Here is a 26,801-nt window from a genome sequence, read left to right as displayed (position 1 = left end):
GTCTGTAAAAAACCCGGCAAACGCCGGGCATTAGGATTAGCAGAGCGGTTTCACCGCATCGCGCATGCCTTTGCTTAAAATCGCATCCAGATCCTGCGCAACCTGTTCTACCAGTCCGTTCACCAGCGTGAGATCCTGTTCCCAGTGTTCGCTCACGCTTAACACCGACGATACCAGTTCAGGTGTAGTGACCTGTTTGTCGCCATGTTGCGTCCACAGCTGCTGGTAACGTTCAAGCCAGTGCGCATCGTCCTGCACCGGATAGCGCTCACCGTTGCGCTCGGCACGGTAAAATGCAATCAGCGCCGCCAGAGCAAAAGTCAGACGTGCTGGCAGTTTGCCGGTCGCCTTCTGCCCTGCCAGCAGTTGCGGCAGAATGCGGGTACGGTACTTGGTCATCCCGTTCAGTGCAATCGACAGCAGCTGATGCTTAATGTACGGATTACGAAAACGCCCCGTTACGGCACTGGCGAAGGAGTGCAGCTCGTCGCGCGGCAGATCCAGGACCGGAATGATCTCCTCATAAATAGCCTTCTCTACGAACGCGCAAATTTCCGCGTCGTTCATGGCTTCCCCTACCGTATCCAGGCCGGCCTGAAAAGCGACCGGAACCAGCGCCGTGTGCGCGCCGTTGAGGATCGCCACCTTACGCTCTTTATACGGCTTGATATCGTCAACAATCAGGACGTTGAGCGGGTATTTATCCAGGCGCAGTTCAGCAGCAAGTGATTTTGGCCCCTGTATAACAAACAGATAGAAATGTTCTGCCGTGTCGAGGAAGCTGTCATGATACCCCAGCCCGGCTTCCAGCTCTGCCACCTCATCACGCGGATAGCCGGTAACAATGCGGTCAACCAGCGTCGAACAGAAGGTGTTAGCATCATTCAGCCAGGCAATGAATGCCGCCGGCAGCGCCCACTTCTGCGCATAGCGCAGCACCAGTTCACACAGGGCATCGCCGTTGTAGTCGATAAGCTCACAAGGAATGATGATCCAGCCTTTATCCGCAGCCCCGTTAAAGTGGGTAAAACGTTCGAACAGCAGACGCGTTAGTTTGGCCGGATAGCTGACAGCTGGCGCATCGTCAAACTTATCGCCCGCGTGATAGCAGATCCCCGCCTCCGTGGTATTGGAGAAGACAAACCGCATGTCCGGGTTATGGGCGAGCTTCAGAAATTCATCGTACTGGCTGTAGACGCTGATTTCACGATTCACGGAACGAATAAGACGCGCATCGCTTACCGCTTCTCCCTGTTCATTCAGACCACGAATAATCGTGGTATACAGACCCTCCTGGGTGTTCAGCGACGGCGGAAAATCGCTCTGGATCGGCCGCACAATCACCACACCTGCATTGAGATCGGTATGCTCGTTTAAGAGGTCGATTTGCCAGTCAACGAACGCGCGCAGAAAGTTACCTTCGCCAAACTGGATGATACGTTCAGGATAGCGCGCACCGGGGAATTCACGACGGTTGAGTGTGTTCACAATGGAGGTCCTTTATAATTAGTCATACAGCCCGTTAAGATTGGTGTAATAACTTATCAAAACTTCAGGACCATAACCCCTGTCTGGATCAACTCAGGACGCGATGGTGAAAAATAATCACAAAAATTTATAGAACACCGAGGTCGCCGTCATGTCCCCGTTCGGCAACAGGGCGTAGCGTGGGATCTCCCCTGCTTTTTGCCAGCCCGCTCGTTGGTAAAACGCCTCCGCGCCGCTGCCCGTCGAGGTATCAAGCACCAGCACCGTAAGCGCTTTCTCACGCGCAACCGCCTCCAGGGCTTCCATCAGCGCCATTGCCGCCCCTTTACGGCGCGCCTTCTCATGAACCAGCAGTTTCGCGACATCTGCGCGGTGCGGCTGGTTTTCAGGCTGATCGGTGATCAGCTGGACCGTGCCAACCAGCCCCTGGTCCGCATCAAAACAGCCCAGGACGGTACGCTCGTCGCGCCCGATGCTGTCTGCGACGCCGAGCCAGAAGGTTTGGGCTTTCCCGGCAGTAAATGGCAGCATAAAGCTGACGGAGGCGCCGCCGTTGACACAGTTGACGAGAATATCGTTCAGGGCATCGATGTGGGTGAGGATGTCCTGCCGGGAGAGAGGTTTAATCAGCATGGGAGAGTTCATTTCGCGTCCTTAGGTTGAATCTCTCCACTTTGCTATTAACATTTTTGTAACGCAATAGGCGATGACATAGGATTTCGTTATGTCATTTTTCGCCGTGGTGTTGCCGCTTCATGGCATACATTTGCGCATCCGCGTGTTTTAACCATGCCTGCATATCGTTGCGGTGATGATCGAACTCGCTCAGCCCCCAGGAGAACTGTAACGACCAGGGATGCAGCTGACGCGCGTTATACTTTTCCGTTTGTTCGACGAGATACTGCATGGCGATCCATGCGCCAGGCTCATCGGTATCCGCAAACAGCACCGCGAACTCGTCTCCCCCGAAACGTACCAGCAGGTCGGCCTCGCGGAACGAGGAACGCATCAGGGCGGCCATCGCTTTCAGAGCTTTGTCCCCCTCCTGATGTCCGAAGCGATCGTTAATGGTTTTGAAATGGTCCAGATCCAGCCAGCCAAGGGTTAACGGTTCTGCCCGACGCTGCGAAACCGACAGTGCAAACTGCGCAAACTGGTTAAACCCGCGACGGTTAAACAGCCCCGTGAGTTCATCGGTTGTGGCCGCGCTTACGGCTGCAAATTCATCCTCAGCCAGCGCGCTAAGATCGGCCAGTACGGCGGAATCCGCCGCCGAAAACTCACGCGGTGCATAATCAACGAGACACAACGAGCCTACGCACGCCCCGTCACGTAAACGCAGCGGAAAACCGGCATAAAAGCGCACGCCCGGGTCTCCCACCACCTGCGGATTGTCCGCAAAGCGTTCGTCCAGCAGCGTATCACCCACCACCAGCGGCGCGTCTCCCAGAATCGTATGACCACAAAAAGAGAATTCGCGAGGCTGGCTAACGGGTGCCCGGCCGTCGGCAGACTTCACGATCGTTGCGTGGTCATCCACCAGCGTAATCATTGCCAGCGGCACCCTGAAAAAGCGTGTTGCCAGCCGCGTGAGACGATCAAACGCGGGATAAGAGTCGATCTCAAGCAGACCGGACTCGCGCAGAGCATTCATGCGCTCCGTTTCATTAACGGGAATTTGAGGTGCTTTCATAACGTCTCCTGACGCTGAGCATTAGTAAAAGCGTAGCTTAAACAGAGACATTGTCAGTTCAGGAGGCACGATTTACCTCAATGACCAGCCAATGATGGATCACGTTGACAATATACTGCTGTTGCTGCGCACTCAGCGGCATGCCCTGCGGGATAGCATGCCACTTAGCCAGACAGCCCCGACAGCAGGTTGCCGTGGCATGCTGGGCGATAAAGACCGGATGGCCACGCATCGGCGTCTGCTTACCGTCATTCACCGGGTGTGCAGGCGCCAGCCGCGCGGCTACAAAATCAGCGGCATGCTTATCGATAGTCTCCGCGCCCTTATCCCAGCAGTATTGCCGCTCTTTCATCCCTAAATGAAATCGTGAACGAAACGTGGAGCGAGCCAGGCGCGCGAATAAAGGATCTAACGTGCACATCAGTATACGGACCGTCCGAGACGTTTGGTCAGTTGCTCCAGCGCTGCCACGCCCGCCAGTGAATTACCGGTCTCGTCCAGTTCCGGGCTCCAGACGGCAATCGCCATCTCGTGGGGGACAATCGCCACAACCCCACCGCCCACGCCGGATTTAGCCGGCAGCCCCACGCGCCAGGCAAACTCACCGGCGTTCTGATACATTCCGCTGGTGGCCATTAACGCGTTGATCTGCCGGGCCTGCATCGGGGAGACAACGTCCTCACCCAGATGCGGGGCATGGCCCTGATGCGCCAGAAACAGAAAAGTTTGCGCCAGTTCGACGCAGTTCATCTTCAGCGCGCAGTAATGAAAATAGTTTTGCAGCACCGTAGCGACATCATTATGAAAGTTGCCGAAGGACTTCATCAGCCAGGCGATGGCGGCATTACGTGCAGAGTGTTCAAACTCAGAGCGCGCGACCACCGGATCGTATGCGATGTCCTGCACGCCGGAAAGCTGTCGCACAATCTGGAGCATCCGCTGACGCGGCGCGCTCAGCCGGCTTTGCAGCATATCGCACACCACCAGCGCCCCGGCATTTATAAACGGGTTACGCGGCTTACCCTGTTCGATTTCCAGCTGGAGAAGGGAGTTAAACGGCTGGCCGGACGGATCTTTGCCCACCCGCTGCCAGATCTCCTGCTCGTCATACTGGCGCATGGCGGCAACGAGGCTTAGCACTTTGGAGATCGACTGAATCGAAAAGCGCTCAAGCGCGTCTCCCGCCTGAAAACATTGCCCGTCGATTGTACAAACGGCGATGCCGAGCTTTTTACCGCTGATTGAGGCTAACGCGGGAATGTAATCGGCAACCTTACCCTGCCCCAGTAGCGGACGAACCTGCGCCAGAATTTCGTCCAGCATCTCATTATGGATGACCGCAGCCACACTTTGCTCCTTGCCCTCAGGCTAAAACGGGCTGCGAGTATAACAGAGGCTAATACATCACGTCAGGCAGGGAGACGAAAACGCGAGACGGCCTGTAATAAAAGATCGGACTCCTGATGCAGAAGCTCAGAGGCATTTGACGCTTCGTTAACCAGCACATCCGTCTGACGCGATACGTGATTCAGCGCCTGAAGCTGACGGGTCATCTGATGAATACTTTCCCCCTGATTTAGGGTGGCAAGTGAAATATCATTCAGCAGGCTGCTCAGGGTCCCCACCAGTCCGGTGACCTGTTGCAGATTATCTTCCAGACGGTTTACCACCTGGGAACCTTCTTCTATGCCCTGTAGCGAGTGGTTAATCAGCGCCTGGATGGTTTGCGTCGAGTGACTGCTTTTTCGGGCCAGCAGCCCCACTTCCCGGGCGACCACTGCAAATCCGCGTCCCTGCTCCCCCGCATGGGCGGCTTCGATGGCCGCGTTAAGGGCCAGAATATTGGTCTGAAACGCCACGCTGTCGATCATCGCGACGATCCCGCGCATCTCTGAGGATCGGTCCACGATCGTCTGCATTGAGCCATTCACCGCGGACATCATTTGCTCCCCGTTGGCCGCAGCCTGTCGGGCCTCCTCGGCACGCGTGCGGGCGAGTTTCGCATAACCCGTGTTTCCCTCAACATGGGTTTCGAGATCGGCGATATGCGCCGTCACCTCCTCCAGCTCTTTGGCCTGCCGCGTGGACTGCTGATAGAGCTTCTGATTTCCCTGCGCAAGCGACCCGATATTTTCAACCATGGAGGTAGTGGCCTCGCTGACCTGAGTCACCAGCTGTTGTAACCCGCGCTGCATGGCGGTAATACTGCCGCTGAGCTGGCTGATTTCCCGATTAAAGTGCACAACGCCAGGCGGCGTGCCTGACAAATCTCCTGCCGCGAGCTGGTTAATATGAACAATCATTCGGCGTAGCGGGGTTATCACCCACTTCGCCATTCCGAACCAGACGGCAATGGCAATGCCCAGCAGCACCAACGGCGCAAACAGAAATAGCCGTTGCAGGTCTGACAGTTGGTCCATGAGCGACTGACGCCCCAGCAACGCCTGCTTTTCACTCCGTTGCTGATAGCGTGCGAAGTGGTCATTAAAATCGGTCTGAAACGCCTGGGCGGGTACGGCGAAAAAGAGGTCGATGCTGTTGGTTTTCACCAGCCCCTCCGCCTGCTCTCGGATGGCGTCAAAAAACAGCTGATAGCTGTTAACCAGCCCGTCGTCTTTCGGCGGATTAAGCGCGAGCCAGGCCTGCCATGCTCGCTGAGACGCCGCCAGGGAGTTTTGCGCTTCTTCCATCAGGCTATGCCAGCTCCCTTCCGAGCCGGTCTCTTTATCCTGCATAAAGTACACGCCGGAGCGGTTGAGCAGATCGCTTGCGGCCAGGAGGGAGACGCGCGCCTGATCCAGCCTGCTCTGTTGCTGCCAGGCCAGCTGATTGCGCTGTTCGTTACGCTGGGCTTGATTCAGGGAGGCAGTCAGCAGGAAGGAGGAAGAGAGTTGTAGAGCGGAGAAAAGGCCAATAATACAAAAGATGCCGGTCAGCAGGCCAAACTGACGAGGAATAAAGCGCGGCGCAAGACGACGAAAAATTTGCGTTAGGTTCATAATTTTCTTCTGTAACAATACGTTAGGCGCGAGCGAGTCTACGAAACGAAAATGACAGAACCATTGCAGAATAATGACAGGAAACGGGAATTGCCGGGTAGCGTCCTTGCCTTACCCGGCCATACTATTACACGCGATCCTTCCACACCGTCTGCACATTACAGAACTCATGCAGACCGAAATGAGAAAGCTCTCGCCCGAAGCCGCTCTTCTTCACCCCGCCGAACGCGACGCGCGCATCGCTCGCGCTGTAGCCGTTGATAAACACCCCGCCGCACTCCAGCTCGCGAGAGAAGGTTTCTGCCAGCGCATCGTTCGTGGTAAAGACCGTCGCCGATAGGCCAAAATCGCTGTCGTTAGCCAGCTGCAACGCATGCGCCGCATCGTTCGCGACGGTAATCGCGGCCACCGGGCCAAACAGTTCCTGACGAAAAGCCGTCATCTGTGGGGTGACGCCGCCGAGTACGGTTGGCGCATAATAGTTACCGCTCCCGGCAATTTTCTCTCCGCCGAGCAGCAGGGTCGCCCCTTCCGCCAGCGTAGCCTGCACCTGCTGATGCAGTTCATCGCGAAGATCAAATCGCGCCATCGGGCCAATATAGTTATCTTCTTCATCCGGTGCGCCCATCTTCAGCGCCTTGACCGCGTCAACAAAGCGTTGGGTAAAGGCGTCCGCTACGCCCGCTTCCACAATAAAGCGTTTCGCCGCCGCGCAAACCTGCCCGGTATTCTGATAACGTCCGGCCACGGCCGCGTTGACGGCCAGATCCAGATCGGCATCGTTCAGGACGATAAACGGATCGGAACCGCCCAGCTCCAGCACGCATTTCTTCAGCGCCGCGCCCGCCTGCGCACCAATTGCCGCACCAGCCCGAACGCTGCCGGTTACGGTCACCGCCGCGATACGACGATCGTTAATCGCCTGGCTGACGCCGTCATTCGTCGCGTTCACCCAGCCAAAGACCCCCTCAGGGAAACCGGCATCCGCAAAAACCTTCCCGATCAGCTCCGCCGAGCCGAGCACATTAGGCGCATGTTTAAGCAGATAGCTGTTCCCTGCCAGCAGGATCGGCACCGCACCGCGCAGCACCTGCCAGAGGGGGAAGTTCCACGGCATCACTGCCAGAATCGGGCCCAGCGGACGATATTCAATCACCGCATTTTCGACCTGGGTAGATTCCGGGCGCAGCATAGCCGGGCCGTGTTCAGCGTACCAGTCGCAAAGGCTGGCGGACTTAGCCACCTCCGCACGCGCCTGCACAATCGGCTTGCCCATCTCACGGGAGATCGTCTGCGCCATCTCTTCCGCACGGCTACGCAGCGCCGTCCCCAGATCGCGAAGTTTCTGCGCCCGGTGCGCTACGCTTTCGCGTCGCCACTTGTTAAAACCGGTATCCGCCTGCGCAATGGCACGTTCAACGTCCCGGGACGTTGCCCACGGATATGCAGCCACCGTTTCGCCGGTAGCCGGATTGACAGAAAGGGCATGGGTAGCAGATGAATAGGTCATGTTGTTCTCCACGTAATAACGGTTGATTGATTGTGGCCTACTCTGCTATTTCTTAAAAATGAATAATACTCACCACCTTATTCACGAATCGAGAATGGCATGGACTTAACACAGCTTGAGATGTTTAACGCGGTCGCACTGACCGGCAGTATTACCCAGGCGGCGCACAAGGTTCACCGTGTACCGTCAAACCTCACCACCCGCATCCGACAGCTTGAGGCGGATCTCGGCGTAGAGCTTTTTATTCGTGAGAATCAACGTCTGCGGCTTTCCCCCGCCGGACACAATTTTTTGCGCTACAGCAAGCAGATCCTGGCACTGGTTGACGAAGCGAGAATGGTCGTCGCCGGGGATGAACCGCAGGGATTATTCTCTCTCGGCGCGCTGGAAAGTACCGCCGCCGTACGCATTCCGGAAAGTCTGGCGCGGTTTAACCAGCGCTATCCGCGCATACAGTTTGCGTTGTCCACCGGGCCTTCCGGAACCATGATTGACGGCGTGCTTGAAGGGACGCTTAGCGCCGCCTTTGTCGACGGGCCGCTCTCGCACCCGGAACTGGAAGGGATGCCGGTTTACCGGGAAGAGATGATGCTGGTCACCCCTGCGGGTCATGCGGAAGTGTCAAAAGCCACGCAGGTGAGCGGAAGCGACGTGTACGCCTTTCGCGCCAACTGTTCTTACCGACGTCATCTGGAGAGCTGGTTTCATGCCGACCGCGTCACGCCGGGAAGGATCCATGAGATGGAGTCCTACCACGGGATGCTCGCCTGCGTGATTGCCGGGGCAGGCATTGCGCTGATGCCCCGCTCCATGCTGGAGAGCATGCCGGGGCATCATCAGGTGGCGGCGTGGCCGCTGGCGGAAAACTGGCGCTGGCTCACCACCTGGCTGGTGTGGCGACGCGGGGCGATGACCCGCCAGCTTGAGGCGTTTATCGCGCTGCTGAACGAGCGTCAGCCACCTGCGCCCGGTTGTTAATGTTGAACGTAGTCCTGGAGTCGAAGAAAAATTTTCCCCTTCATATACAGCGTGGCCTGCCCGCCAATCAGCACGCGGTCCCCCTTCAGCTCGCAGCGTAAATCCCCGCCGCGCAAGGAGACCTGGCGGGCCAACATCTGCGTTTTACCGAGCTTTTCGCTCCAGTACGGGATCAGCATGCTGTGAGCCGATCCCGTCACCGGATCCTCCGGCACCCCTTCCCCCGGGCAGAAGAAACGGCTGACGAAATCATACTCATCTCCCGGCGCCGTAACGCAGACCATTTTCCCCAGCGGGAGCATGGCTGCGATATCCGGCATCAGCGCCTCTACCTGCTGCTGGCAGTCGAGCACCACCATGTAATCGCGCCCCACGCGCACCTCTTTTGCCGCGTTAATGCCCAGCGCGCTGAAGAGCACTGCGGGTGGAGTAGCGACAACCTCGGTTGACCACGCCGGGAAATTGAGCGTCAGCCAGTCGCCGCTGCGTTTCACCGTCAGTTCGCCGACAAAGCGCGTGGTGAAGGTAATTTCCGTATGCGGGTAATCCAGATATTCAAAAATAACGTGAGAAGCCGCGAGGGTTGCATGGCCGCAGAGGTTGATTTCATCCTGCGTAGTAAACCAGCGCAGCTCAAACCCGTTGTCCGTTCGTACAAAGAACGCCGTCTCTGACTGATTATGCTGCTTCGCCATCTTCAGCAGCGTCTCATCAGGCAGCCACGCTTCCAGCGGACACACCGCCGCCGCATTGCCGCCGAACGCCCTGTCGCTGAAGGCATCTACCAGATAAAAATCAATTTCCTGCATCGTTGGTTCCTCTTAGATTTATTCAGCGCAGAAATACTGTGCCCTTCAGATACAGCGCCGCCTGTCCGCCCATGCGCACGCGGTCGCCCTTGAGTTCGCAGCGTACGTCGCCGCCACGGGCAGAAACCTGGCGGGCAAACATCTGTGTTTTGCCAAGCCGTTCACTCCAGTACGGGATCAGCATGGTGTGCGCGGAGCCGGTGACAGGATCTTCCGGCACGGCCACGCCCGGCGAGAAGAAACGGCTGACAAAGTCGTATTCCCCCTCGTCCCGGGCAGTGACGGCCACTTTATGCTCGCCCGGCGTCATGGCGGAGAAATCCGGATTAAGGGCTTCAACCTGCTCGCGACTCTCCAGCACCAGCACCCAGGCGCGGCCTTTTCGCGCCTCGACGTAGTGACTGATACCGAGAGCGGTGAGCATCTCCGGTGGCGGCGTCTGTGCCTGCGTCGGGCAGGCCGGGAAGTCCAGCGTCATCCAGTCACCTTCACGGCTGACGGTCAGGCGACCAGAGGCGGTGTCAAAATGAAGGCGTGAGTCCGGATAATCCAGTTCGTTAAACAGAACATACGCTGCGGCAAGCGTCGCGTGACCACAGAGATTGACCTCGGTGAGCGTGGTGAACCAGCGCAGCTCAATTCCTCCTTTGGTGCACACAAAAAACGCGGTTTCCGACTGGTTATGCTGTTGTGCCATCCGCAGTAACGTCTCATCCGGCAGCCACGCCTCGAGCGGGCAAACCGCCCCCGGGTTGCCGCCAAAGGAGGACGCGCTGAACGCATCTACCAGATAAAAATCAATCTCCTGCATCGTATTACCGCCTGTTTTTGCTGTGTTGTTCTTTATCTTCAATGAAAACAACCCTGTTCGCTACCGCTGCATGAAGGTAAATATTGTGATTCACATCACATAACGGTTGAGTTTTCGCCGTTTAAGGCTTTAAGATCGTCTCCTTATCTTTAATGCAACGAATCCCAGATATCCCTATGACAACACACACGGTTTCCCGCAGGGTCGCGTGGCTACGCGTGGTCACGCTCGCCATTGCAGCGTTTATTTTCAACACAACGGAATTTGTTCCGGTTGGGCTTCTGTCCGACATTGCAGCCAGCTTCCATATGGAAACGGCACAGGTTGGCATTATGCTGACCATCTATGCATGGGTGGTAGCGTTGATGTCGCTGCCGTTTATGCTGCTGACCAGCCAGATGGAACGACGTAAGTTACTCATTGGGCTGTTTGTGGTGTTCATTGCCAGCCATGTGCTGTCGTTTATGGCGTGGAACTTTACCGTGCTGGTCATCAGCCGCGTCGGCATCGCGTTTGCCCATGCCGTTTTCTGGTCGATCACCGCGTCGCTCGCCATTCGTCTGGCTCCGGCGGGAAAACGCGCCCAGGCGCTGAGCCTGATTGCCACCGGAACGGCGCTGGCGATGGTGTTAGGCCTGCCGATCGGGCGCATTGTGGGACAATACTTCGTCTGGCGCACCACCTTCTTTGCCATCGGCATGGGGGCGCTGGTCACCCTGGTGTGTCTGGTCAAACTGCTGCCAAAACTGCCCAGCGAACACTCCGGCTCGCTGAAAAGCCTGCCGCTGCTGGTGCGCCGTCCGGCGCTGATGAGCATCTATCTGCTGACCGTGATTGTGGTGACCGCCCATTACACGGCCTACAGCTATATTGAGCCGTTTGTTCAGGTTGTGGCAGGCTTTAGCGCTAACTTTGCCACCGTTCTGCTGCTGATCCTGGGCGGCGCGGGGATTATCGGCAGCATCCTGTTCGGAAAGCTGGGCAATCAGCACGCGTCTGCGCTGGTAAGCAGTGCGATTGGCCTGCTGCTGGCATGCCTGCTGTTACTGATGCCTGCGGCAGGCAGCGAGAGTCATCTGGCGATCCTCAGTCTGTTCTGGGGCGTGGCCATCATGATTATTGGTCTGGGAATGCAGGTCAAAGTGCTGGCGCTGGCCCCGGACGCCACGGACGTAGCGATGTCGCTCTTCTCCGGGATTTTTAATCTGGGGATTGGGGCCGGTGCGCTGGTGGGAAATCAGATCAGCCTGCATGTATCGATGTCGGCCATTGGCTATCTCGGGGCGATTCCGGCGCTGATCGCGCTGATCTGGTCGGTGCTTATCTTCCGTAAATGGCCGGTCGCGATGGAAGAACAGACCAGCCACGGTTGACGTTTGATATGCCGGGTGGCGGCTTCGCCTTACCCGGCCTACGAAGCATTAATATCCGTGTTCTTCATCACCGCCAAGATAACGGAATCTTTCATCTGTCATTTTGGTCTGACAATCATAAATACCGATTCTCGTTGCCAGAGGAGTGGTTGCAGAAGACGCATCGCTTATTTTTCCGCATTTTTTAGCTTTTTCATTGATCCACATGTTCTGCTCCTTTTTCATCGAAGCTTTGACGGAATCAGGAAGATACTTCCATAGTTCGTTTAACTGGCGATCGCTATCAGAATAATTACGCGCGGCAATATTTAATTTATTAGTGAGTTCAGCCTTTTGAAGTTCATCTTTATTCATGGCGAGGGTAGCCATCGCCGCTATTGATTCAGAGATATAATCTTTATTATTGTATTCATATGAAACTGAAATATCTTTTCCGTTATCCGCCATCGATAACGAGTAGGTAAACTTGTCCCATTGAACGCTGTTGTTAAGCACCTTTCCACCATCGTTAATTATACGTCTCAGTCTGTCAGGGTAGGATGCAATGTAACCCATGATTTCAGAAGGCACAGTGAGCGTGACAGTCGCGCTACAGCTCCGCGCCTGCGCTTCGTCATCAGACGATTTTGTTGTGACATTCGCCATTACAATTGCGATTTCATTAGCTTTTGCAATGTAGTCCTTCAGCGGTTTACCGTAGAAATCCGAGGGGGTAGCGAGATAAGCTACCTGTAACTTACTGACTGCATCATCTCTTATTTTTGACTGAGCAGCAGAGATGGCATCATCGCGACCGCATTTGAAATCTGGCGTGGAATCAAACAACCCAGCATAGGCATTTAATGAAAAAAGCAGTGTGCTCACTGCGATAAATGAATATTTTGCTCGCATGTCTATAACCCGAAAAGAAATGAGTGCTGAACGTTACTTTAAGCGGTAATACACAGCAAGGCAGTGGATTATATTAATGCAGAAAAAATTCGCTTTTCAGAATGCATTTATATTCATAAGAATAATATCCATTGCGGGTAGGCCGGGTAAGGCGAAGCCGTCACCCGGCAAGGTTCTCAATGATACGTCTTAACAATCTCCAGCACGCCGTTAATAATAAACTGCACGCCCATACAGACCAGCAGGAAGCCCATCAGACGGGAAATAGCCTCGATCCCTCCCTTGCCCACCCAGCGCATAATCGCCCCGGAGCTGCGCAATGAACCCCAGACGATAATAGCGATAAGCGCAAAAATGATCGGCGGCGCAACGGTGATCACCCAGTGCGGGAAAGTCGAACCATCCCGCACCGTTGAGGCGGAACTGATGATCATCGCTATCGTCCCCGGCCCCGCCGTGCTCGGCATGGCTAACGGTACAAAAGCAATGTTAGCGCTTGGTTCGCTTTCAAGCTCCTCCGATTTACTTTTGGCTTCTGGCGATTCGTGTGCCTTTTGCGCCGGGAACAGCATCCGGAAACCAATAAAGGCCACGATCAGCCCGCCGGCGATGCGCAGACCGGGAATTGAAATACCAAAGGTATTCATCACCAGCTGCCCGGCGTAATACGCCACCATCATAATGGCGAAGACATAGACGGCGGCCATCTTTGACTGCTGATTGCGCTCCGCGCTGTTCATATTCCCCGCAAGCCCCAGAAAGAGAGCCACCGTCGTTAAGGGGTTCGCCAGCGGCAGTAATACCACCAGCCCAAGTCCCACTGCTTTAATTAAATCCAACATGATGCACCGCAGCCCTTATCCTTATTCAACACCGCAATTATAGGGGGAAATCCTCGTCCGGAGCCATCCGCACAGCGTAACCCTAATTGTCTCGCGTAATTGATAACCCCAGATTATCTGTATGATTTAAAAGCGTACAGAATAAGTTCCTGAAGCGTTTTAGCATTTCGTGGCATCGGCCGATTCATTCAGTTGACTTATACTTGCCTGAGCAATAATATCTGCCGTGACTAAACTACTTGCCAGGGCAACCATTGTGAAAAGCACCAGTGACCTCTTTAACGACATAATCCCACTGGGTCGTCTTATTCATATGGTTAACCAGAAAAAAGATCGCCTGCTCAATGACTATCTGTCACCGCTGGATATCACCGCGACACAGTTCAAAGTGCTGTGTTCCATTCGCTGCGAAGTGTGTATCACGCCGGTTGAGCTGAAAAAGGTGCTCTCTGTCGATCTGGGTGCGTTAACCCGCATGCTGGATCGTCTCGTCTGTAAAGGATGGGTAGAACGAAGCCCTAACCCGAATGACAAACGTGGCGTACTGGTGAAACTGACCAGCGATGGCGCGGCCATGTGTGAGCAATGTCATCAATTAGTAGGACAAACACTGCACCAGGAACTGACAAAAAACTTATCGGCAGATGAAGTGGCAACGCTTGAGCTTTTACTCAAGAAAATCCTGCCGTAAACAGAAAAAGAGGTATGACGATGTCCAGACGCAATACTGACGCTATCACCATTCATAGCATTTTGGACTGGATCGAAGATAACCTGGAATCTCCACTATCCCTTGAGAAAGTGTCTGAGCGTTCAGGTTACTCAAAATGGCACCTGCAACGGATGTTTAAAAAAGAGACCGGCCATTCATTAGGGCAGTATATCCGCAGCCGTAAGCTGACGGAGATTGCGCAAAAACTGAAAGAAAGCAATGAGCCGATCCTCTATCTGGCGGAGCGTTACGGATTTGAATCGCAACAAACCCTGACGCGTACGTTCAAAAACTACTTTGACGTGCCGCCTCATAAGTACCGTATTACCAGTATGCCGGGTGAATCCCGTTATCTGTATCCGCTAAAACATTGCAGTTAATCATCGCCTGTTAAGACGTAACCGAGGAAATCATGAAAGTTATCGCCTCCGCCGCCCTCACCTTGCTGGTGCTGGTTTCCGGCCAGAGCTTTGCGGAGCAACCCCCCAGTGCGGGGCAGCAAAATAATCGTGGCACCATGATTATGCCGTCCACGCAAAACCAGTCGCCATGGGACTTCAATCACATGGGCGCTGGCAGCGACAAATCCGACGAATTAGGCGTGCCGTATTACAACCACGACCTGTAATTCGTTTTTGCCCCGCTAATGCGGGGCTTTTTTCTGCCTTAACCCCGCACCCGCGTTGCCCGACGCACCCGCAAGCCAAAAACGTTGATATACAGCCCGGCCATAATCAGCCCTGCGCCACACAGTTGCAGCACGCTGAGCGTTTCACCCAGCAACAGTGCGGCGCTGGCAAGCCCGACCACCGGTACCAGCAGCGATAAGGGCGCCACGCGCCAGGTTTCATAGCGCCCGAGCAGCGCTCCCCAGATGCCGTAGCCAATGATTGAGGCGACTAACGCCAGGTAGACCAGCGACAATATGGTCGTAAGGTCGATCTCCACCAGGCTTTTCAGCATCACCTGCGGGCCATCCAGAACAAACGACGCGGCCATAAACGGCACGATGGGGATCAATGCGCTCCAGACCACCAGCGACATCACCGCCGGACGCGCCTCGTGCTGCATTATCAGCTTGTTGAAGATGTTGCCGCACGCCCAGCTTAGCCCCGCCGCCAGGGTGAGCATAAAGCCCAGCAGCGCGACATGCTGACCGTTGAGGCTGCCTTCAATCAGCACCAGCACGCCAAAGACCGCAAGGCTAATGCCCGCCAGCTGCTTGCCCTGCAAGCGTTCGCCAAAGACAAACGCGCCGAGAATGATGGTAAAGAACGCCTGTACCTGAAGCACCAGCGAAGCCAGGCCCGCAGGCATACCGAATTTAATGGCGCAAAAAAGAAACGCAAACTGACCAAAGCTGATGGTGAGGCCGTAGCCCAGCAGCAGCTTCAGGGGAATTTTCGGGCGGGCAACGAACAGCAGCGCCGGAAACGCCACCAGCAGGAAGCGCAGACCCGCCAGCATCAGTGGAGGCATGTTGTGCAACCCCATTTTGATGACCACAAAATTGAGTCCCCACACCACGACAACCAGCAACGCTAATAGCCCGTCTTTCCGCGTCATTTTCCGCCTCTGAGTTATTAAAATTTTGTAAACACTTCAAGGTAACAGAAAAAATAGCCCCGCGAGAAGATCATTAATTCTGGTACTGAAGAGAAGCACCTGCGGATAAATTGGGTGCTATACAAGCTGCCGATCCCATGATAATCCTGTAATAACACAACAAAAAAAGCATAAGCATTTGTCGGGCAGGAAAATGAAACCATCAATCAGGCGCTCAACCGCAGCGCTGCTGGCATCGTCATTGTTATTAACAATTGGCCGCGGGGCAACGCTGCCCTTTATGACCATATATCTCACACGCGTGTACGATATGAGCGTGGAGAATATTGGCTATGCCCTTACCGTGGCGTTGACCATTGGCGTGGCGTTTAGCCTGGGGTTTGGTATCCTGGCGGATAAGTTCGACAAAAAACGCTATATGCTGATCGCCATCGTGGCCTTTATCGCCGGGTTTGTGGCCATTCCGCTGGTGAATAACGTGACGCTGGTGGTGCTGTTCTTTGCCCTGATTAACTGCGCCTATTCCGTCTTCTCAACGGTGCTGAAAGCGTGGTTTGCCGACGTGCTGACCTCCAGCGAAAAGGCGCGCGTTTTCTCACTCAACTACAGCTTCCTGAACATCGGCTGGACGATCGGGCCGCCGATCGGCACCCTGCTGGTGATGTACAGCCTGCAACTGCCGTTTTGGCTGGCGGCCTTCTGCGCCGCACTGCCGCTCGGGTTTATCCATTTCTTCGTGCAGAAAAGCATAGCCTCAGACAGCCCTGAGGAGAAAATGCCGTGGCAGCCTTCGGTGCTGCTGAAAGACCGGGCGCTATTCTGGTACACGCTCTCCGGCCTGCTGGCGTCCTATGTGGGAGGATCGTTCGCCACCTGCATTTCCCAGTATGTCCTCGCCGCACATGCGGACAGCGATTTTGCAGAAAAGGTGGTGGCCGTTGTGCTGCCCGTCAACGCGGCGGTAGTCGTCACCCTGCAATACGCGCTTGGACGTAAGATCACCGCCAGCAATATCCGTCCGTTAATGACCGCCGCGACGCTTTTTTTCATCCTCGGGCTGGCCGGGTTTATGCTTTCCGGCGAGAACCTGATCTACTGGGGGATCGCGGCGGCGATTTTCACTCTGGGTGAAATCATTTATGCACCAGGTGAATACATGCTAATCGACAATATCGCCCCGCCGGGCATGAAGGCGAGTTACTTCTCTGCGCAGGCGCTGGGCTGGCTTGGCGCGGCGGCGAACCCGATGATCACCGGCCTCATCCTGACCCATCTGCCGCACTGGTCATTATTCATCATTATGATGGGCGCCATCATTGCGGCGTGGCTGATGATATTGCGCGGGATGCGCGTGAAAGGTGAAGATAGCGTGTCGGGTGGCGCTGCGCTCACCCGACCTGGAAAACCCTAATTGTAGGCCGGGTAAGGCGAAGCCGCCACCCGGCAAAACCAACAGCCTAGTGGTGCAACATCTCCTCCACCACCTGCTCTTTGTACATCTCATTCGGGTAGTAGGTCGGCCAGTTATCCATCTCTTTCAGCAGCGCCTCGTGGGAGGTGTTGCCCATAAAAATATGGAAGTGTGAAGAGGCTTTCGGCCCGATGGTATGGTCGCTGAACTGCACAAACTTAGGCGCCTGGCTCGCTTTATCTTTGCACTCAAACAGGTAGCGCACGCCTTTTTTCCCCGACGCATAGGTCAGAATTTTGTAGCCGCTGTAGTCGTAGCGGCAGCTGCTCACCGTTTTGCCTCGGTGGAATTCCATCACGTTGTTTTCAATACCGATGGCGTCCACGTCCGTCGCGTACCCCTTGCGGTAGTAGGCCTTCACCTCAGCAGCGGATTTTCCTCCCTTCTGCGCTTTCTTTTCGAAAACCGGATCCAGCGAACCATCGAGCAGGAACGGATAAACGGACTGCCAGGTCCCGTCCCAGTCAGACAGCTTCCTGTCCCTGACGTCTTTATCCTCAAAGACGCCGTTTGCCGCCTTCTGTTCCGCCGCCGTCATTTGATGACCGTGCGAATGGGCAAAAAGCGAGCCGCTTACCAGCAGCGTTCCCAGAGTCAGCGCAATTTTTCCAATATGTGCAGCCAAAGCAAATTCCCTCATTCCGTTTTATAAGAAGAGGAATGTTATAATATAACATCTCAGATCGCAACCAGCCCGCGAACGCCCTCCTGCGCCATATTCTCTCCGCGACCCTGCTGGACGATGCTCCCGCGCGACATCACCAGATAGCTGTCAGCCAGCTCTGCCGCGAAATCATAAAACTGCTCCACCAGCAGGATCGCCATATCCCCCCGGTTCGCCAGGCTGCGGATCACTTGCCCGATTTCTTTGATCACCGACGGCTGAATACCTTCCGTGGGTTCATCCAGAATCAGTAGCTGCGGACGACTCGCCAGCGCCCGCCCAATCGCCAGCTGTTGCTGCTGACCACCGGAAAGATCGCCTCCGCGACGGTGCTTCATCTCTTTCAGCACCGGGAAAAGCTGCCAAATTTCCTCCGGCACGCTCCTCGCGTTTCGTGCGGAGAAGCGCGACAGTCCCATCAGCAGGTTTTCTTCTACGGTAAGACGCGGAAAAATCTCCCGTCCCTGCGGAACATACGCTACGCCTGACTGCACCCGCTGGTGCGGTTTACTGTGGGTGAGGGTTTTCCCCTGCCAGATCACCTCCCCGGTTTTCACCGGGATCAGCCCCATCAGACACCTCAGCAGCGTGGTTTTGCCCACCCCGTTGCGCCCCAGCAGGCAGGTAACTTCCCCGACGACCGCCTCAAAGCTCACCCCACGCAGAGTATGGCTACCGCCGTAGTACTGATTCAGTTCGTTAACCTGTAACATCACCTCTCCTTAGCGTCCCAGATAGACGTCAATCACCTGTTCATTGGCCTGTACCTCGCGTAGCGAGCCTTCCGCCAGCACGCGCCCCTGATGCAGCACCGTGACGTGGTCGGCGATGGTCTCGACGAAACCCATATCGTGCTCAACCACCATCAGCGAATGCTTGCCTGCCAGGGTGCGGAACAGCTCGGCAGTGTATTCCGTTTCTGCGTCGGTCATACCGGCGGCGGGTTCGTCCAGCAGTAACAGGTGCGGGTCCTGCACCAGCAGCATGCCGATCTCCAGAAACTGCTTCTGTCCGTGGGAAAGCAGCCCGGCACGGCGACCGCGTTCGCTGCCAAGCCGCAGTAAAACCAGCATCTCGTCGATGCGGTCACGCTGCTCGCCGCTGAGCGTGGCCCGCAGGCTCGCCCAGACGGACCTGTCGGCTTTCATGGCGATTTCAAGGTTTTCCCACACGCTCAGCGCTTCAAAGACCGTCGGCTTCTGAAACTTACGGCCAATGCCCTGACGGGCGATGGCCGCTGGCTCAAGGGCTGTCAGATCGATGGACTGATCGTAAATGGCTTTTCCGCTCGTTGGCCTGGTTTTGCCTGTGATGACGTCCATCAGCGTGGTTTTACCGGCGCCGTTAGGGCCAATGATGCAGCGCAATTCTCCGACGCCGATGTTCAGCGAGAGATCGGTCAACGCCTGAAAACCGTCAAAACTGACGTTAATGGCCTCGAGCTGCAATACCGGATCGGTCTGCTCGCGGTAACGGTCGCCCGGTAGCTGGCGGGTAAAGAGTCCTTCAGAGGGCTGCATTAATTCACTCCCTTACGAAACAGACCGAACACGCCGCGCGGTAAAAACAGCGTCACGGCGACGAAAATCAGGCCCAGAAACAGCTGCCAGTACTCCGGCATCGCCACGGTGAAAAAGCTCTTCGTACCGTTGACCAGTGCCGCACCAATCACCGGCCCCAACAGGGTGCCGCGCCCGCCCAGCGCCACCCAGATAGCCGCTTCAATCGAGTTAGTTGGCGACATTTCACCCGGGTTGATAATGCCCACCTGCGGAACGTACAGCGCCCCCGCCAGCCCACACAGCACGGCGGAAAGCGTCCAGACCAGCAGCTTGAAGCCGCGCGGATCGTAGCCGCAAAACGTCAGACGGTTTTCCGCATCGCGTACCGCCGTCAAAATGCGGCCAAATTTACTCTTCGCCAGCGCATAGCCTGTGCCCAGGGCCAGAAGCAGTAACATAACGGTCGCGAGGAACAGCGCCACCCGCGTGGTGGTCGCCGTGACGGAAAACCCCAGCAGCGTGGTGAAGCCGGTAAAACCGTTATTGCCACCAAAGCCGGTTTCGTTGCGAAAAAACAGCAGCATGCCTGCATAGGTCAGCGCCTGGGTCATAATGGAGAAGTACACCCCTTTGATCTTCGAGCGGAAAGCAAACCAGCCGAAGACCAGCGCCAGCAGGCCGGGGATCGTCACAATTAACACCAGAGCCCAGGCGAAATGCTGCGTTCCCCACCAGAACCAGGGCAGTTCGCTCCACGAGAGAAACGACATAAACGCGGGCAGCCCGTCCCCGGCCGCCTGGCGCATCAGGTACATGCCCATCGCATAGCCGCCCAGGGCGAAGAATATGCCGTGCCCCAGCGAGAGCATACCGGCATAGCCCCAGACCAGATCCAGGGCCACGGCGACAACCGCGTAGCAGAGGATCTTGCCGATGAGCGTCAACATCCACGTAGAAACGGCCAGCGGATGCGTTGCGGGTAACAGCGCGAGAAAAGGCAGCACCAGCAGCGCCGCAACCAGCAGACTGCCGAAGATTTGCGCGGTGCGCGGCGCCCTGCGCGCCAGTGTTAAGGTCAATGGCTGGCTCATCAGTCTGTCACCCTCCCTTTAAGTGCGAATAACCCCTGCGGACGTTTCTGGATAAACAGAATGATCGCCACCAGAATCAGGATTTTGCCCAGGACGGCGCCCATCTGCGGTTCAAGAATTTTATTGAAGATCCCCAGACCAAAGGCCGCCGCGACGCTACCGGCCAGCTGGCCGACGCCGCCGAGCACCACCACCAGGAACGAATCGATGATGTATCCCTGGCCCAGCTCCGGCCCCACGTTCCCCAGCTGGGACAACGCCACGCCGCCCAGCCCGGCAATGCCAGACCCGAGGCCAAACGCCAGCATATCCACCCGTCCGGTGGGGACGCCGCAGCAGGCCGCCATGCTGCGGTTTTGCGTCACCGCCCGCACGTTCAGACCCAGACGCGTTTTATTCAGAATGAGCCAGGTGAAGAACAGCACCAGCAGCACAAACCCGAGTACCACAATACGGTTCCACGGCAGCGTCAGGTTGGCAAAAACCTGCACCCCGCCGGACAGCCAGGCCGGATTCGCGACCTCAAGATTTTGTGCGCCAAAGGTCATGCGCACCAGTTGGATAATCATCAGACTGATCCCCCAGGTGGCGAGCAGGGTTTCCAGCGGACGGCCATAAAGATGGCGGATCACCGTGCGCTCCAGCGCCATCCCGATACCTGCCGTCAGGCAAAACGCCACCGGCAGCGCCACAACCGGATAAAGCGCCAGCCACTGTGGCATCCACTGCGCCATCATCTGCTGCACCATCCAGGTGGCATAGGCCCCGAGCATCAGCATCTCGCCGTGGGCCATGTTAATCACGCCCAGCAGACCATAGGTAATAGCCAGTCCGAGTGCGGCCAGTAAGAGTACCGACCCCAACGAGAGGCCCATGAAGGCCTGCCCCAGCAGTTCGCCCCACATCAGCCGGTACTGAATACGATCCAGACTCTCAGCGGCGGCGGCACGAACCCGTGCGTCCGGCTCGGTTTGTTCCCGGGTGAACGGGGTCAGCGTGGCCTGAACGTCCGGATCGTCAGACTGTCCCAGCAGCTCAACCGCGTTAAGGCGCGTTTCTGCCTGAGGACTCGCCAGCTGAAGGTTGGCCAGGGCCAGAATCAGCGAATGCCGGGTAACGTCGTCCGTTTCACTAGTGGCCCGCTGTTGCAGAAATCCCATCATATCCGGCTGAGCGTCTCGCTGAAGCTGTCGCGCGGCATTGCGCCTTTCTGTGACACTGTCACTGACCAGCTGATGCGTCGCCAGCGCCGTGACGGTTAATACGCGCAGCCGGTTGGTCATCCGTACGGCTTTGGTCGTTCCTTCGGCGCTCTTTGCCGCGCCCAGGGCAACCATTTCACCGTCGATGCGGGTAAAAGCCTTCTTCTGGCTGTCGGTGTAGAGGTTCTCCTGTTGCAGCGCTTTAAGCAGCGGCAAACGTGCAGGTTCTGGCGTGGCTGCCCAGCGGTTCAGCATGGCGGTTTGCTGGCTGCGGCTAGCGGCAACGAAATCATCGGCATCCGATGCCTGCGCCATCCCTGGCAGCAGTCCGGTAAGCCACACAATCGCAATCATCATGCGCATGGCGTTCATGACGTCTCTCCCTGGTGGTTGCTTAGTTGCTGGCGGTTTTCATCGGCTGGTCAGGCTTTTTGTCATTCCCGGCGATAAACGGGCTCCACGGCTGAGCGCGTACCGGCTGTTCGGTCTGCCAGACGACGTTGAACTGGCCGTTGCCTTCGATTTCACCAATCATGACGGGCTTATGCAGGTGGTGGTTGGTGGCATCCATTGTCAGCGTAAAGCCGGACGGCGCATTGAACGACTGACCCGCCATGGCCGCGCGCACCTTGTCCACGTCGGTCGTCCCCGCTTTTTCAACTGCCTGCGCCCACATATGAAGACCAACGTAGGTCGCTTCCATCGGATCGTTGGTCACGACGGTATCGGCATTCGGCAACTTATGGGCTTTCGCGTAGGCTCTGTAGGCCGCGACAAAGGTCTGGTTGGTCGGATTATCAACGGATTCAAAGTAGTTCCACGCCGCCAGGTTACCCACCAGCGGTTTGGTATCAATGCCGCGCAGTTCTTCCTCGCCCACCGAGAACGCCACCACCGGGACGTCCGTGGCTTTCAGCCCCTGGTTCGCCAGCTCTTTATAGAAAGGCACGTTGGAATCACCGTTGATGGTAGAGATCACCGCCGTTTTGCCGCCCGCGGAGAATTTCTTGATACTGGCGACAATGGTCTGGTAATCACTATGACCAAACGGGGTGTAGACCTCTTCAATATCTTTATCCTCCACGCCTTTCGAGTGCAGGAAGGCACGGAGGATCTTGTTCGTGGTGCGCGGGTAAACGTAGTCCGTTCCCAGCAGGAAGAAGCGTTTCGCGCTGCCGCCGTCCTCGCTCATCAGGTACTCCACCGCCGGAATCGCCTGCTGGTTAGGCGCCGCGCCGGTATAGAAGACGTTAGGTGACATCTCTTCACCCTCATACTGCACCGGATAGAACAGCAGACCATTCAGCTCCTCAAAGACCGGCAGAACCGATTTACGCGATACGGAGGTCCAGCAGCCAAACACCACGGCAACCTTATCCTGGCTAAGAAGCTGGCGCGCTTTTTCGGCAAACAGCGGCCAGTTGGAGGCCGGATCAACCACCACCGGCTCCAGCTTTTTCCCGAGCACGCCGCCTTTGGCATTGATTTCGTCGATGGTCATCAGGGCGACATCTTTCAGGGGGGTTTCTGAAATCGCCATCGTGCCGGAGAGAGAATGCATAATCCCGACTTTAATGGTCTCTGCGGCCTGAACGCCAAAGCTCATCCCCATGGCTACAACGGAGGCGGACAAGGCGAACGCTTTTATAAAGGTACGACGGTGCATATTTTCACTCCTGAAAAAGAAAGCTGTGCGAAGACGTCCGTTACCGCCCGGACGCAGAAAAAGAAACGTCAGTTTCAGGAGAGCAAAAAGGGTGCCAGGTTGGAAAGGCAGGATTTTAAAGGGATCGAGGGGAGGATTTACGGGAAACGACTCAGAATGGTACAGCGCTGCACTGTAATAATGCAGCGCTGTGAACGGCGTTACCAGACGTCGCTGGCGATTTGCGTCACCAGGCAAACTTTATCCCACTGCTGGTCTTCGCTCAGGCTGTTACCCTCTTCCGTGGAGGCAAATCCGCACTGAGGGCTGAGGCAAATCTGCTCTTTCGCCACGTAGCGCGCGGCCTCTTCCAGACGTGCTTTCACCCCTTCCGGGTTCTCCAGCTCACCGTGCTTGGTGGTGATCAGCCCCAGAACCACCTGCTGTTTACCCGGGCGCACAAAACGCAGTGGTGCGAAGTCGCCGCTACGGTCGTTGTCGTACTCCAGGAAGAACGCGTCGACGTTCACCGTGCCGAACAGCACTTCCGCCACCGGCTCATAGCCGCCTTCGGAAATCCAGGTTGAGCGGAAGTTGCCGCGGCAGACGTGCAGCCCGATGGTCAGGTCGTCCGGTTTGCCCTCCAGCGCCTTATTCAGCACCCGGGCATAGGTTCGGGCAAGTTCGTCTGCATCGTCACCGCGCTCGCGGATCTGGCGGCGCTGGTCTTCCGAACAAAGGTAGGCCCAGACGGTGTCATCCAGTTGCAGATAGCGGCAGCCTGCATCGTAAAAGGCCCGAATGGCATCGCGCCATGTGGTCGCCAGATCGTCAAAATAATCCTTCAGATCCGGGTAGACCGTGGCATCAATATCCTTGCGGCCACCGCGGAAGTGCAGCACGCTCGGGCTAGGAATGGTCATCTTCGGCTGTGCGTTACCGCTGATGCTTTTGAGGTAGCGGAAATCCTCCAGCATAGGATGATCGCCGAAGCCCAGTTTGCCCGTGACGCGCACGCCGTGGGCTTTGGTTTGCACCCCGTTAAACTGAATGCCCTGCTGCGAATCATAGCGCTCCACGCCCTGTAGCCCGTCAAAGAAGTCAAAGTGCCACCAGGCGCGGCGGAATTCGCCGTCCGTCACCACATGCAGACCGCAGGCGCACTGCTGCTCGACAACATGGCGAATGGCCTCGTCCTCAACCGCGCGAAGCTGCCCGGCATCGATCTCACCGCTGGCAAATTGCAGACGGGCCTGTTTAATGGAATCCGGGCGTAAAAAACTGCCGACTACATCGGCGCGGTACGGGGCGTGGTGTCGCTGCATGGAAATCTCCTCTGTCTGTCGGCGTTAATTGCCCACAGTGATAATTCATCTCTCGAATCTTTAGACTTCTGGATGTCTAAACGTCCTAAAAAGATGTCATACGGGCTCGCCGCCGACAAACGAGAAAATTTCATCTGTGTTGAAATAAATTCATGTTCACAGGTCGTTTGATGAAGTTCCTGCAAACGCGAACCGCTCATCTTCCCAGCCGGTCATGCCCCCGAGCATAATCTTGACCGGCAGACCCAGACGCGCCAGCTTCAGCGCTGCCCTGTCCGCTCCGTTGCAGTGCGGGCCGGCACAATAGACGACAAACAGCGTGCCCTCCGGCCACGCTGTCATCCGCTCTGCGGCGATCTCGCTCCAGGGTAAATGCAGCGCGCCGGGCAGATGCCGCCGTGCAAAATGTTCAGGCTTTCCGACAACGTGCAGCAGAACAAAGTCTTGCTCACCGCTGGATACCGCGTGATGGACATCGGCGCAGTCCGTCTCGACGCTCAGACGACGCAGAAAATGTCCCACGGCTTCCTGCGGCTCAGCAGCCGGAAATTCAGTAACATAGCTCATGAATCTTCCTCATTTGTGGTGTTTGTGTTAACACTACTCTATCCCTTAATTCAGCCCATGAATGCGTCCGCCTATGCCAGAAAACAGCAAAAAGATGACAAACTTAAGACATCCCTCTCCGCGCGCAGTCGTGCTGGCGTATGACGGTTTATGTACCTTTGAGTTTGGCGTGGCGGTAGAAATATTTGGCTTGCCGCGCCCGGAGATGGGCGAAACGTGGTATCAGTTCGCCGTGGCAAACGTGGATGAAGGCGAACTTCGGGCAACAGGCGGGATCCGTATTCTGACCGATGGCGATCTGTGTTTGCTGGAGACGGCGGACCTGGTTGTTATCCCCGGCTGGCGAGGGCTGGACGAACCCGTACCCGAGGCGCTCTGCCAGGCGTTACGCGCGGCGCATGCCCGTGGTTGCCAGCTACTCTCGATCTGTTCTGGCGTTTTCGTTCTGGCGGCATCAGGTCTGCTTAACGGCCGGAAGGCAACCACACACTGGCGCTACACGCAGGCCCTGAAAGCACGCTATCCCGCCATTACCGTCGTCGAAGATGTACTGTATCAGGACGAGGGCGATATTCTTACTTCAGCGGGCAGCGCAGCGGGGATTGACCTGTGCCTGCACGTGGTGCGACGAAATTTCGGTATGGAGGCGGCAAACCGCGTGGCGCGTCGGCTGGTGATCCCCCCCCATCGGGATGGCTCCCAAACCCAGCAGCTGAGCCAACCGGTGGCTCAGCTGCGGGAGAGCCAGCGCCTGGGCCAGCTGTTTGATTATCTTCACCAGCATCTGGTCGTTTCCCATACTGTCGAATCGCTGGCCCTGCGGGCAGGCATGAGTCAGCGTACCTTTCTGCGCCGTTTCCAGGACGCAACCGGCACCACGCCTGCGCGCTGGTTATTGACGGCGCGATTGCAGCGGGCAAAAGATTATCTCGAAAACAGTCGACTCAGCATCGACTCTATTGCGGAACAAACCGGATTTGGGCAAAGCGCCACGCTGCGCCACCATTTCCGGCAGCAATTTGCGCTTTCACCCACGCAATATCGTAAACAATTTTGGCAGACGGGACGATAAATGGACAAAAAAAACCGCCATAATATGGCGGTAAATGCTTGCATGGATAGATTTGTATTTTGGTATCTACGCTCCGGTATTCCATACCGGAATGCGGATCACCTGCAATCTATCACTGTGAGCCTCAACGAAGCATAAACGAATCGATTAACCCGCTTTGGTATTAATTTGCAGATAACGCATCAGCCCCTGCTCTGCGCTCTGGCGGGCATCATCATTAATCGCTTCGAGATAAAATGCGCGAGAGACACCATACGGCGCCTGCTCGGGAGGATAAACGGCGAACTGGAAGGTCTTACCCCTCGCCTTGTTGATGCACCCCAGCTCCCAGCGGTCTTCACTCACCTGTGTGCTATTACATTCGACACGTCCGTAATCGCTGGTTAAATATGAGCCGACACGGCTTTTTGCTGACTGAATATATTCTGGTTCTTCATTTAAATAGATGCTGGCCGCAGCACCCACCGCAACCACTACGCCCAGAAGTGATAGCACAATTATTTTTTTCATTTATCTAATCTAATCCTTAGCCAGAAAAGTCTTATTGTAAATGATTTCCCAATAAATCTAGTTGTTCTTTGCATACCAGA

Annotated in this window: 28 protein-coding genes; 7 read left to right on the top strand and 21 right to left on the bottom strand. The window is 56.2% G+C overall.

The features are described from left to right. Positions 1 to 36 precede the first annotated feature (36 nt). The 7 genes from G6Q29_RS00705 to sad all read right to left on the bottom strand — a co-directional run bounded on the left by G6Q29_RS00705 (position 37) and on the right by sad (position 7,690). Positions 37 to 1,488 (bottom strand): tagaturonate reductase, encoded by a 1,452-nt coding sequence (locus tag G6Q29_RS00705; RefSeq protein WP_165464139.1) that lies wholly within the window; start codon positions 1,486 to 1,488, stop codon positions 37 to 39. 117 nt (positions 1,489 to 1,605) lie between these two features. Then, positions 1,606 to 2,133, bottom strand: a complete 528-nt coding sequence (locus G6Q29_RS00700) for a GNAT family N-acetyltransferase (RefSeq protein ID WP_165464138.1) — start codon at positions 2,131 to 2,133, stop codon at positions 1,606 to 1,608. Positions 2,134 to 2,215: 82 nt separating this feature from the next. Further along, complete coding sequence (locus tag G6Q29_RS00695) at positions 2,216 to 3,181, bottom strand: sensor domain-containing diguanylate cyclase (RefSeq protein WP_165464137.1); 966 nt, start codon at positions 3,179 to 3,181, stop codon at positions 2,216 to 2,218. 58 nt (positions 3,182 to 3,239) lie between these two features. After that, complete coding sequence (locus tag G6Q29_RS00690; RefSeq protein WP_165464136.1) at positions 3,240 to 3,602, bottom strand: DUF4186 domain-containing protein; 363 nt, start codon at positions 3,600 to 3,602, stop codon at positions 3,240 to 3,242. Beyond that, the gene (glsB, locus tag G6Q29_RS00685; protein ID WP_165464135.1) at positions 3,602 to 4,528 is read right to left on the bottom strand and encodes a glutaminase B; all 927 of its coding nucleotides are present in this window, start codon (positions 4,526 to 4,528) and stop codon (positions 3,602 to 3,604) included. The genes G6Q29_RS00690 and glsB overlap by 1 nt, the downstream gene beginning before the upstream one ends. 62 nt (positions 4,529 to 4,590) lie before the next feature. Then, positions 4,591 to 6,180 (bottom strand): methyl-accepting chemotaxis protein, encoded by a 1,590-nt coding sequence (locus G6Q29_RS00680; protein ID WP_165464134.1) that lies wholly within the window; start codon positions 6,178 to 6,180, stop codon positions 4,591 to 4,593. Positions 6,181 to 6,307: 127 nt separating this feature from the next. Then, positions 6,308 to 7,690 (bottom strand): succinate-semialdehyde dehydrogenase, encoded by a 1,383-nt coding sequence (gene sad / locus G6Q29_RS00675; RefSeq protein WP_165464133.1) that lies wholly within the window; start codon positions 7,688 to 7,690, stop codon positions 6,308 to 6,310. Positions 7,691 to 7,789: 99 nt separating this feature from the next. On the opposite strand from sad, the gene ptrR reads away from it, so the two are divergent. Then, positions 7,790 to 8,668, top strand: coding sequence for a putrescine utilization regulator PtrR (gene ptrR, locus G6Q29_RS00670; protein WP_165464132.1), 879 nt, complete (start codon positions 7,790 to 7,792; stop codon positions 8,666 to 8,668). Here the strand turns inward: ptrR and G6Q29_RS00665 are convergent. Together G6Q29_RS00665 and G6Q29_RS00660 are read right to left on the bottom strand one after the other, a co-directional pair. Continuing rightward, complete coding sequence (locus tag G6Q29_RS00665) at positions 8,665 to 9,477, bottom strand: PhzF family phenazine biosynthesis protein (RefSeq protein ID WP_165464131.1); 813 nt, start codon at positions 9,475 to 9,477, stop codon at positions 8,665 to 8,667. The two genes, ptrR and G6Q29_RS00665, sit on opposite strands and share 4 nt — an antisense overlap. A gap of 22 nt (positions 9,478 to 9,499) precedes the next feature. Next, positions 9,500 to 10,288 (bottom strand): PhzF family phenazine biosynthesis protein, encoded by a 789-nt coding sequence (locus tag G6Q29_RS00660; protein ID WP_165464130.1) that lies wholly within the window; start codon positions 10,286 to 10,288, stop codon positions 9,500 to 9,502. Positions 10,289 to 10,464: 176 nt separating this feature from the next. Here G6Q29_RS00660 and G6Q29_RS00655 point away from each other — a divergent pair, with 176 nt between their 5' ends. Continuing rightward, on the top strand, positions 10,465 to 11,661 hold the full coding sequence (locus G6Q29_RS00655; protein ID WP_165464129.1) for a sugar transporter: 1,197 nt from the start codon (positions 10,465 to 10,467) through the stop codon (positions 11,659 to 11,661). Between the two features lie 48 nt (positions 11,662 to 11,709). Here the strand turns inward: G6Q29_RS00655 and G6Q29_RS00650 are convergent, their stop codons facing one another. Next, positions 11,710 to 12,552, bottom strand: coding sequence for a lysozyme inhibitor LprI family protein (locus G6Q29_RS00650; RefSeq protein WP_165464128.1), 843 nt, complete (start codon positions 12,550 to 12,552; stop codon positions 11,710 to 11,712). Positions 12,553 to 12,728: 176 nt separating this feature from the next. Beyond that, a complete protein-coding gene (locus G6Q29_RS00645) occupies positions 12,729 to 13,394 on the bottom strand; it encodes a MarC family NAAT transporter (protein ID WP_165464127.1) in 666 nt (221 codons plus the stop codon). 256 nt (positions 13,395 to 13,650) lie between these two features. On the opposite strand from G6Q29_RS00645, the gene marR reads away from it, so the two are divergent. From marR to marB, 3 genes are read left to right on the top strand one after another with little or no spacing between them, the layout of a single operon-like run. Beyond that, complete coding sequence (marR, locus tag G6Q29_RS00640; RefSeq protein WP_023314145.1) at positions 13,651 to 14,085, top strand: multiple antibiotic resistance transcriptional regulator MarR; 435 nt, start codon at positions 13,651 to 13,653, stop codon at positions 14,083 to 14,085. Between the two features lie 20 nt (positions 14,086 to 14,105). Beyond that, complete coding sequence (marA, locus tag G6Q29_RS00635) at positions 14,106 to 14,486, top strand: MDR efflux pump AcrAB transcriptional activator MarA (RefSeq protein WP_001303241.1); 381 nt, start codon at positions 14,106 to 14,108, stop codon at positions 14,484 to 14,486. Positions 14,487 to 14,518: 32 nt separating this feature from the next. After that, positions 14,519 to 14,734, top strand: a complete 216-nt coding sequence (marB, locus tag G6Q29_RS00630; protein WP_165464126.1) for a multiple antibiotic resistance protein MarB — start codon at positions 14,519 to 14,521, stop codon at positions 14,732 to 14,734. A 38-nt stretch (positions 14,735 to 14,772) separates the two neighbouring features. Here marB and eamA read toward each other — a convergent pair whose 3' ends face one another. Next, positions 14,773 to 15,672 carry an O-acetylserine/cysteine exporter gene (gene eamA / locus G6Q29_RS00625; protein ID WP_165464125.1) on the bottom strand — a complete coding sequence of 300 codons (900 nt, stop codon included), beginning with the start codon at positions 15,670 to 15,672 and terminating at the stop codon, positions 14,773 to 14,775. A gap of 193 nt (positions 15,673 to 15,865) precedes the next feature. On the opposite strand from eamA, the gene ydeE reads away from it, so the two are divergent. Next, positions 15,866 to 17,083 (top strand): efflux MFS transporter YdeE, encoded by a 1,218-nt coding sequence (ydeE, locus tag G6Q29_RS00620; RefSeq protein WP_165464124.1) that lies wholly within the window; start codon positions 15,866 to 15,868, stop codon positions 17,081 to 17,083. Between the two features lie 46 nt (positions 17,084 to 17,129). Here ydeE and zinT read toward each other — a convergent pair whose 3' ends face one another. The 8 genes from zinT to G6Q29_RS00580 form a co-directional block, all read right to left on the bottom strand. Then, positions 17,130 to 17,768: a metal-binding protein ZinT gene (gene zinT / locus G6Q29_RS00615; protein ID WP_165464123.1), complete on the bottom strand. Its 639-nt coding sequence runs from the start codon at positions 17,766 to 17,768 to the stop codon at positions 17,130 to 17,132. A 53-nt stretch (positions 17,769 to 17,821) separates the two neighbouring features. Then, on the bottom strand, positions 17,822 to 18,520 hold the full coding sequence (urtE, locus tag G6Q29_RS00610) for an urea ABC transporter ATP-binding subunit UrtE (RefSeq protein ID WP_165464122.1): 699 nt from the start codon (positions 18,518 to 18,520) through the stop codon (positions 17,822 to 17,824). A gap of 9 nt (positions 18,521 to 18,529) precedes the next feature. Then, positions 18,530 to 19,327 (bottom strand): urea ABC transporter ATP-binding protein UrtD, encoded by a 798-nt coding sequence (gene urtD, locus G6Q29_RS00605; RefSeq protein WP_165464121.1) that lies wholly within the window; start codon positions 19,325 to 19,327, stop codon positions 18,530 to 18,532. Continuing rightward, positions 19,327 to 20,400, bottom strand: coding sequence for an urea ABC transporter permease subunit UrtC (gene urtC / locus G6Q29_RS00600; protein ID WP_165464120.1), 1,074 nt, complete (start codon positions 20,398 to 20,400; stop codon positions 19,327 to 19,329). The genes urtD and urtC overlap by 1 nt, the downstream gene beginning before the upstream one ends. After that, positions 20,400 to 21,974: an urea ABC transporter permease subunit UrtB gene (gene urtB, locus G6Q29_RS00595; RefSeq protein WP_165464119.1), complete on the bottom strand. Its 1,575-nt coding sequence runs from the start codon at positions 21,972 to 21,974 to the stop codon at positions 20,400 to 20,402. Before urtB ends, urtC begins: the two co-directional genes overlap by 1 nt. 22 nt (positions 21,975 to 21,996) lie before the next feature. After that, positions 21,997 to 23,268: an urea ABC transporter substrate-binding protein gene (gene urtA / locus G6Q29_RS00590; protein WP_165464118.1), complete on the bottom strand. Its 1,272-nt coding sequence runs from the start codon at positions 23,266 to 23,268 to the stop codon at positions 21,997 to 21,999. A 200-nt stretch (positions 23,269 to 23,468) separates the two neighbouring features. Further along, positions 23,469 to 24,572 carry a cobalamin-independent methionine synthase II family protein gene (locus G6Q29_RS00585; protein WP_165464117.1) on the bottom strand — a complete coding sequence of 368 codons (1,104 nt, stop codon included), beginning with the start codon at positions 24,570 to 24,572 and terminating at the stop codon, positions 23,469 to 23,471. A 156-nt stretch (positions 24,573 to 24,728) separates the two neighbouring features. After that, on the bottom strand, positions 24,729 to 25,139 hold the full coding sequence (locus G6Q29_RS00580; RefSeq protein WP_165464116.1) for a rhodanese-like domain-containing protein: 411 nt from the start codon (positions 25,137 to 25,139) through the stop codon (positions 24,729 to 24,731). Between the two features lie 73 nt (positions 25,140 to 25,212). Between G6Q29_RS00580 and ftrA the strand changes: the two genes are divergently transcribed. After that, complete coding sequence (gene ftrA / locus G6Q29_RS00575; protein WP_165464115.1) at positions 25,213 to 26,211, top strand: transcriptional regulator FtrA; 999 nt, start codon at positions 25,213 to 25,215, stop codon at positions 26,209 to 26,211. 147 nt (positions 26,212 to 26,358) lie between these two features. Here ftrA and G6Q29_RS00570 read toward each other — a convergent pair whose 3' ends face one another. Continuing rightward, on the bottom strand, positions 26,359 to 26,721 hold the full coding sequence (locus G6Q29_RS00570; protein WP_165464114.1) for a hypothetical protein: 363 nt from the start codon (positions 26,719 to 26,721) through the stop codon (positions 26,359 to 26,361). Positions 26,722 to 26,801: the final 80 nt, after the last annotated feature.

Source organism: Enterobacter cloacae, from assembly GCF_011078175.1.
In the GTDB taxonomy this organism is placed as follows: domain Bacteria; phylum Pseudomonadota; class Gammaproteobacteria; order Enterobacterales; family Enterobacteriaceae; genus Enterobacter; species Enterobacter cloacae_Q.
The sequence above is the reverse complement of the archived record's forward strand: the minus strand, read 5'-3'. Positions and strand labels throughout refer to the sequence as shown.

Bases quoted from the DNA above. Each gene is read 5' to 3' on its own strand.
- ydeE (WP_165464124.1), top strand. From the start codon at position 15,866: ATGAAACCATCAATCAGGCGCTCAACCGCAGCGCTGCTGGCATCGTCA.
- urtC (WP_165464120.1), bottom strand. From the start codon at position 20,400: ATGAGCCAGCCATTGACCTTAACACTGGCGCGCAGGGCGCCGCGCACC.
- urtA (WP_165464118.1), bottom strand. From the start codon at position 23,268: ATGCACCGTCGTACCTTTATAAAAGCGTTCGCCTTGTCCGCCTCCGTT.
- ftrA (WP_165464115.1), top strand. From the start codon at position 25,213: ATGCCAGAAAACAGCAAAAAGATGACAAACTTAAGACATCCCTCTCCG.
- G6Q29_RS00700 (WP_165464138.1), bottom strand. From the start codon at position 2,133: ATGAACTCTCCCATGCTGATTAAACCTCTCTCCCGGCAGGACATCCTC.
- urtD (WP_165464121.1), bottom strand. From the start codon at position 19,327: ATGCAGCCCTCTGAAGGACTCTTTACCCGCCAGCTACCGGGCGACCGT.
- G6Q29_RS00580 (WP_165464116.1), bottom strand. From the start codon at position 25,139: ATGAGCTATGTTACTGAATTTCCGGCTGCTGAGCCGCAGGAAGCCGTG.
- G6Q29_RS00680 (WP_165464134.1), bottom strand. From the start codon at position 6,180: ATGAACCTAACGCAAATTTTTCGTCGTCTTGCGCCGCGCTTTATTCCT.
- G6Q29_RS00690 (WP_165464136.1), bottom strand. From the start codon at position 3,602: ATGTGCACGTTAGATCCTTTATTCGCGCGCCTGGCTCGCTCCACGTTT.
- urtE (WP_165464122.1), bottom strand. From the start codon at position 18,520: ATGTTACAGGTTAACGAACTGAATCAGTACTACGGCGGTAGCCATACT.
- ptrR (WP_165464132.1), top strand. From the start codon at position 7,790: ATGGACTTAACACAGCTTGAGATGTTTAACGCGGTCGCACTGACCGGC.
- G6Q29_RS00585 (WP_165464117.1), bottom strand. From the start codon at position 24,572: ATGCAGCGACACCACGCCCCGTACCGCGCCGATGTAGTCGGCAGTTTT.
- sad (WP_165464133.1), bottom strand. From the start codon at position 7,690: ATGACCTATTCATCTGCTACCCATGCCCTTTCTGTCAATCCGGCTACC.
- marB (WP_165464126.1), top strand. From the start codon at position 14,519: ATGAAAGTTATCGCCTCCGCCGCCCTCACCTTGCTGGTGCTGGTTTCC.
- G6Q29_RS00695 (WP_165464137.1), bottom strand. From the start codon at position 3,181: ATGAAAGCACCTCAAATTCCCGTTAATGAAACGGAGCGCATGAATGCT.
- G6Q29_RS00645 (WP_165464127.1), bottom strand. From the start codon at position 13,394: ATGTTGGATTTAATTAAAGCAGTGGGACTTGGGCTGGTGGTATTACTG.
- G6Q29_RS00660 (WP_165464130.1), bottom strand. From the start codon at position 10,288: ATGCAGGAGATTGATTTTTATCTGGTAGATGCGTTCAGCGCGTCCTCC.
- G6Q29_RS00650 (WP_165464128.1), bottom strand. From the start codon at position 12,552: ATGCGAGCAAAATATTCATTTATCGCAGTGAGCACACTGCTTTTTTCA.
- G6Q29_RS00665 (WP_165464131.1), bottom strand. From the start codon at position 9,477: ATGCAGGAAATTGATTTTTATCTGGTAGATGCCTTCAGCGACAGGGCG.
- eamA (WP_165464125.1), bottom strand. From the start codon at position 15,672: ATGACGCGGAAAGACGGGCTATTAGCGTTGCTGGTTGTCGTGGTGTGG.
- G6Q29_RS00655 (WP_165464129.1), top strand. From the start codon at position 10,465: ATGACAACACACACGGTTTCCCGCAGGGTCGCGTGGCTACGCGTGGTC.
- marA (WP_001303241.1), top strand. From the start codon at position 14,106: ATGTCCAGACGCAATACTGACGCTATCACCATTCATAGCATTTTGGAC.
- urtB (WP_165464119.1), bottom strand. From the start codon at position 21,974: ATGAACGCCATGCGCATGATGATTGCGATTGTGTGGCTTACCGGACTG.
- G6Q29_RS00570 (WP_165464114.1), bottom strand. From the start codon at position 26,721: ATGAAAAAAATAATTGTGCTATCACTTCTGGGCGTAGTGGTTGCGGTG.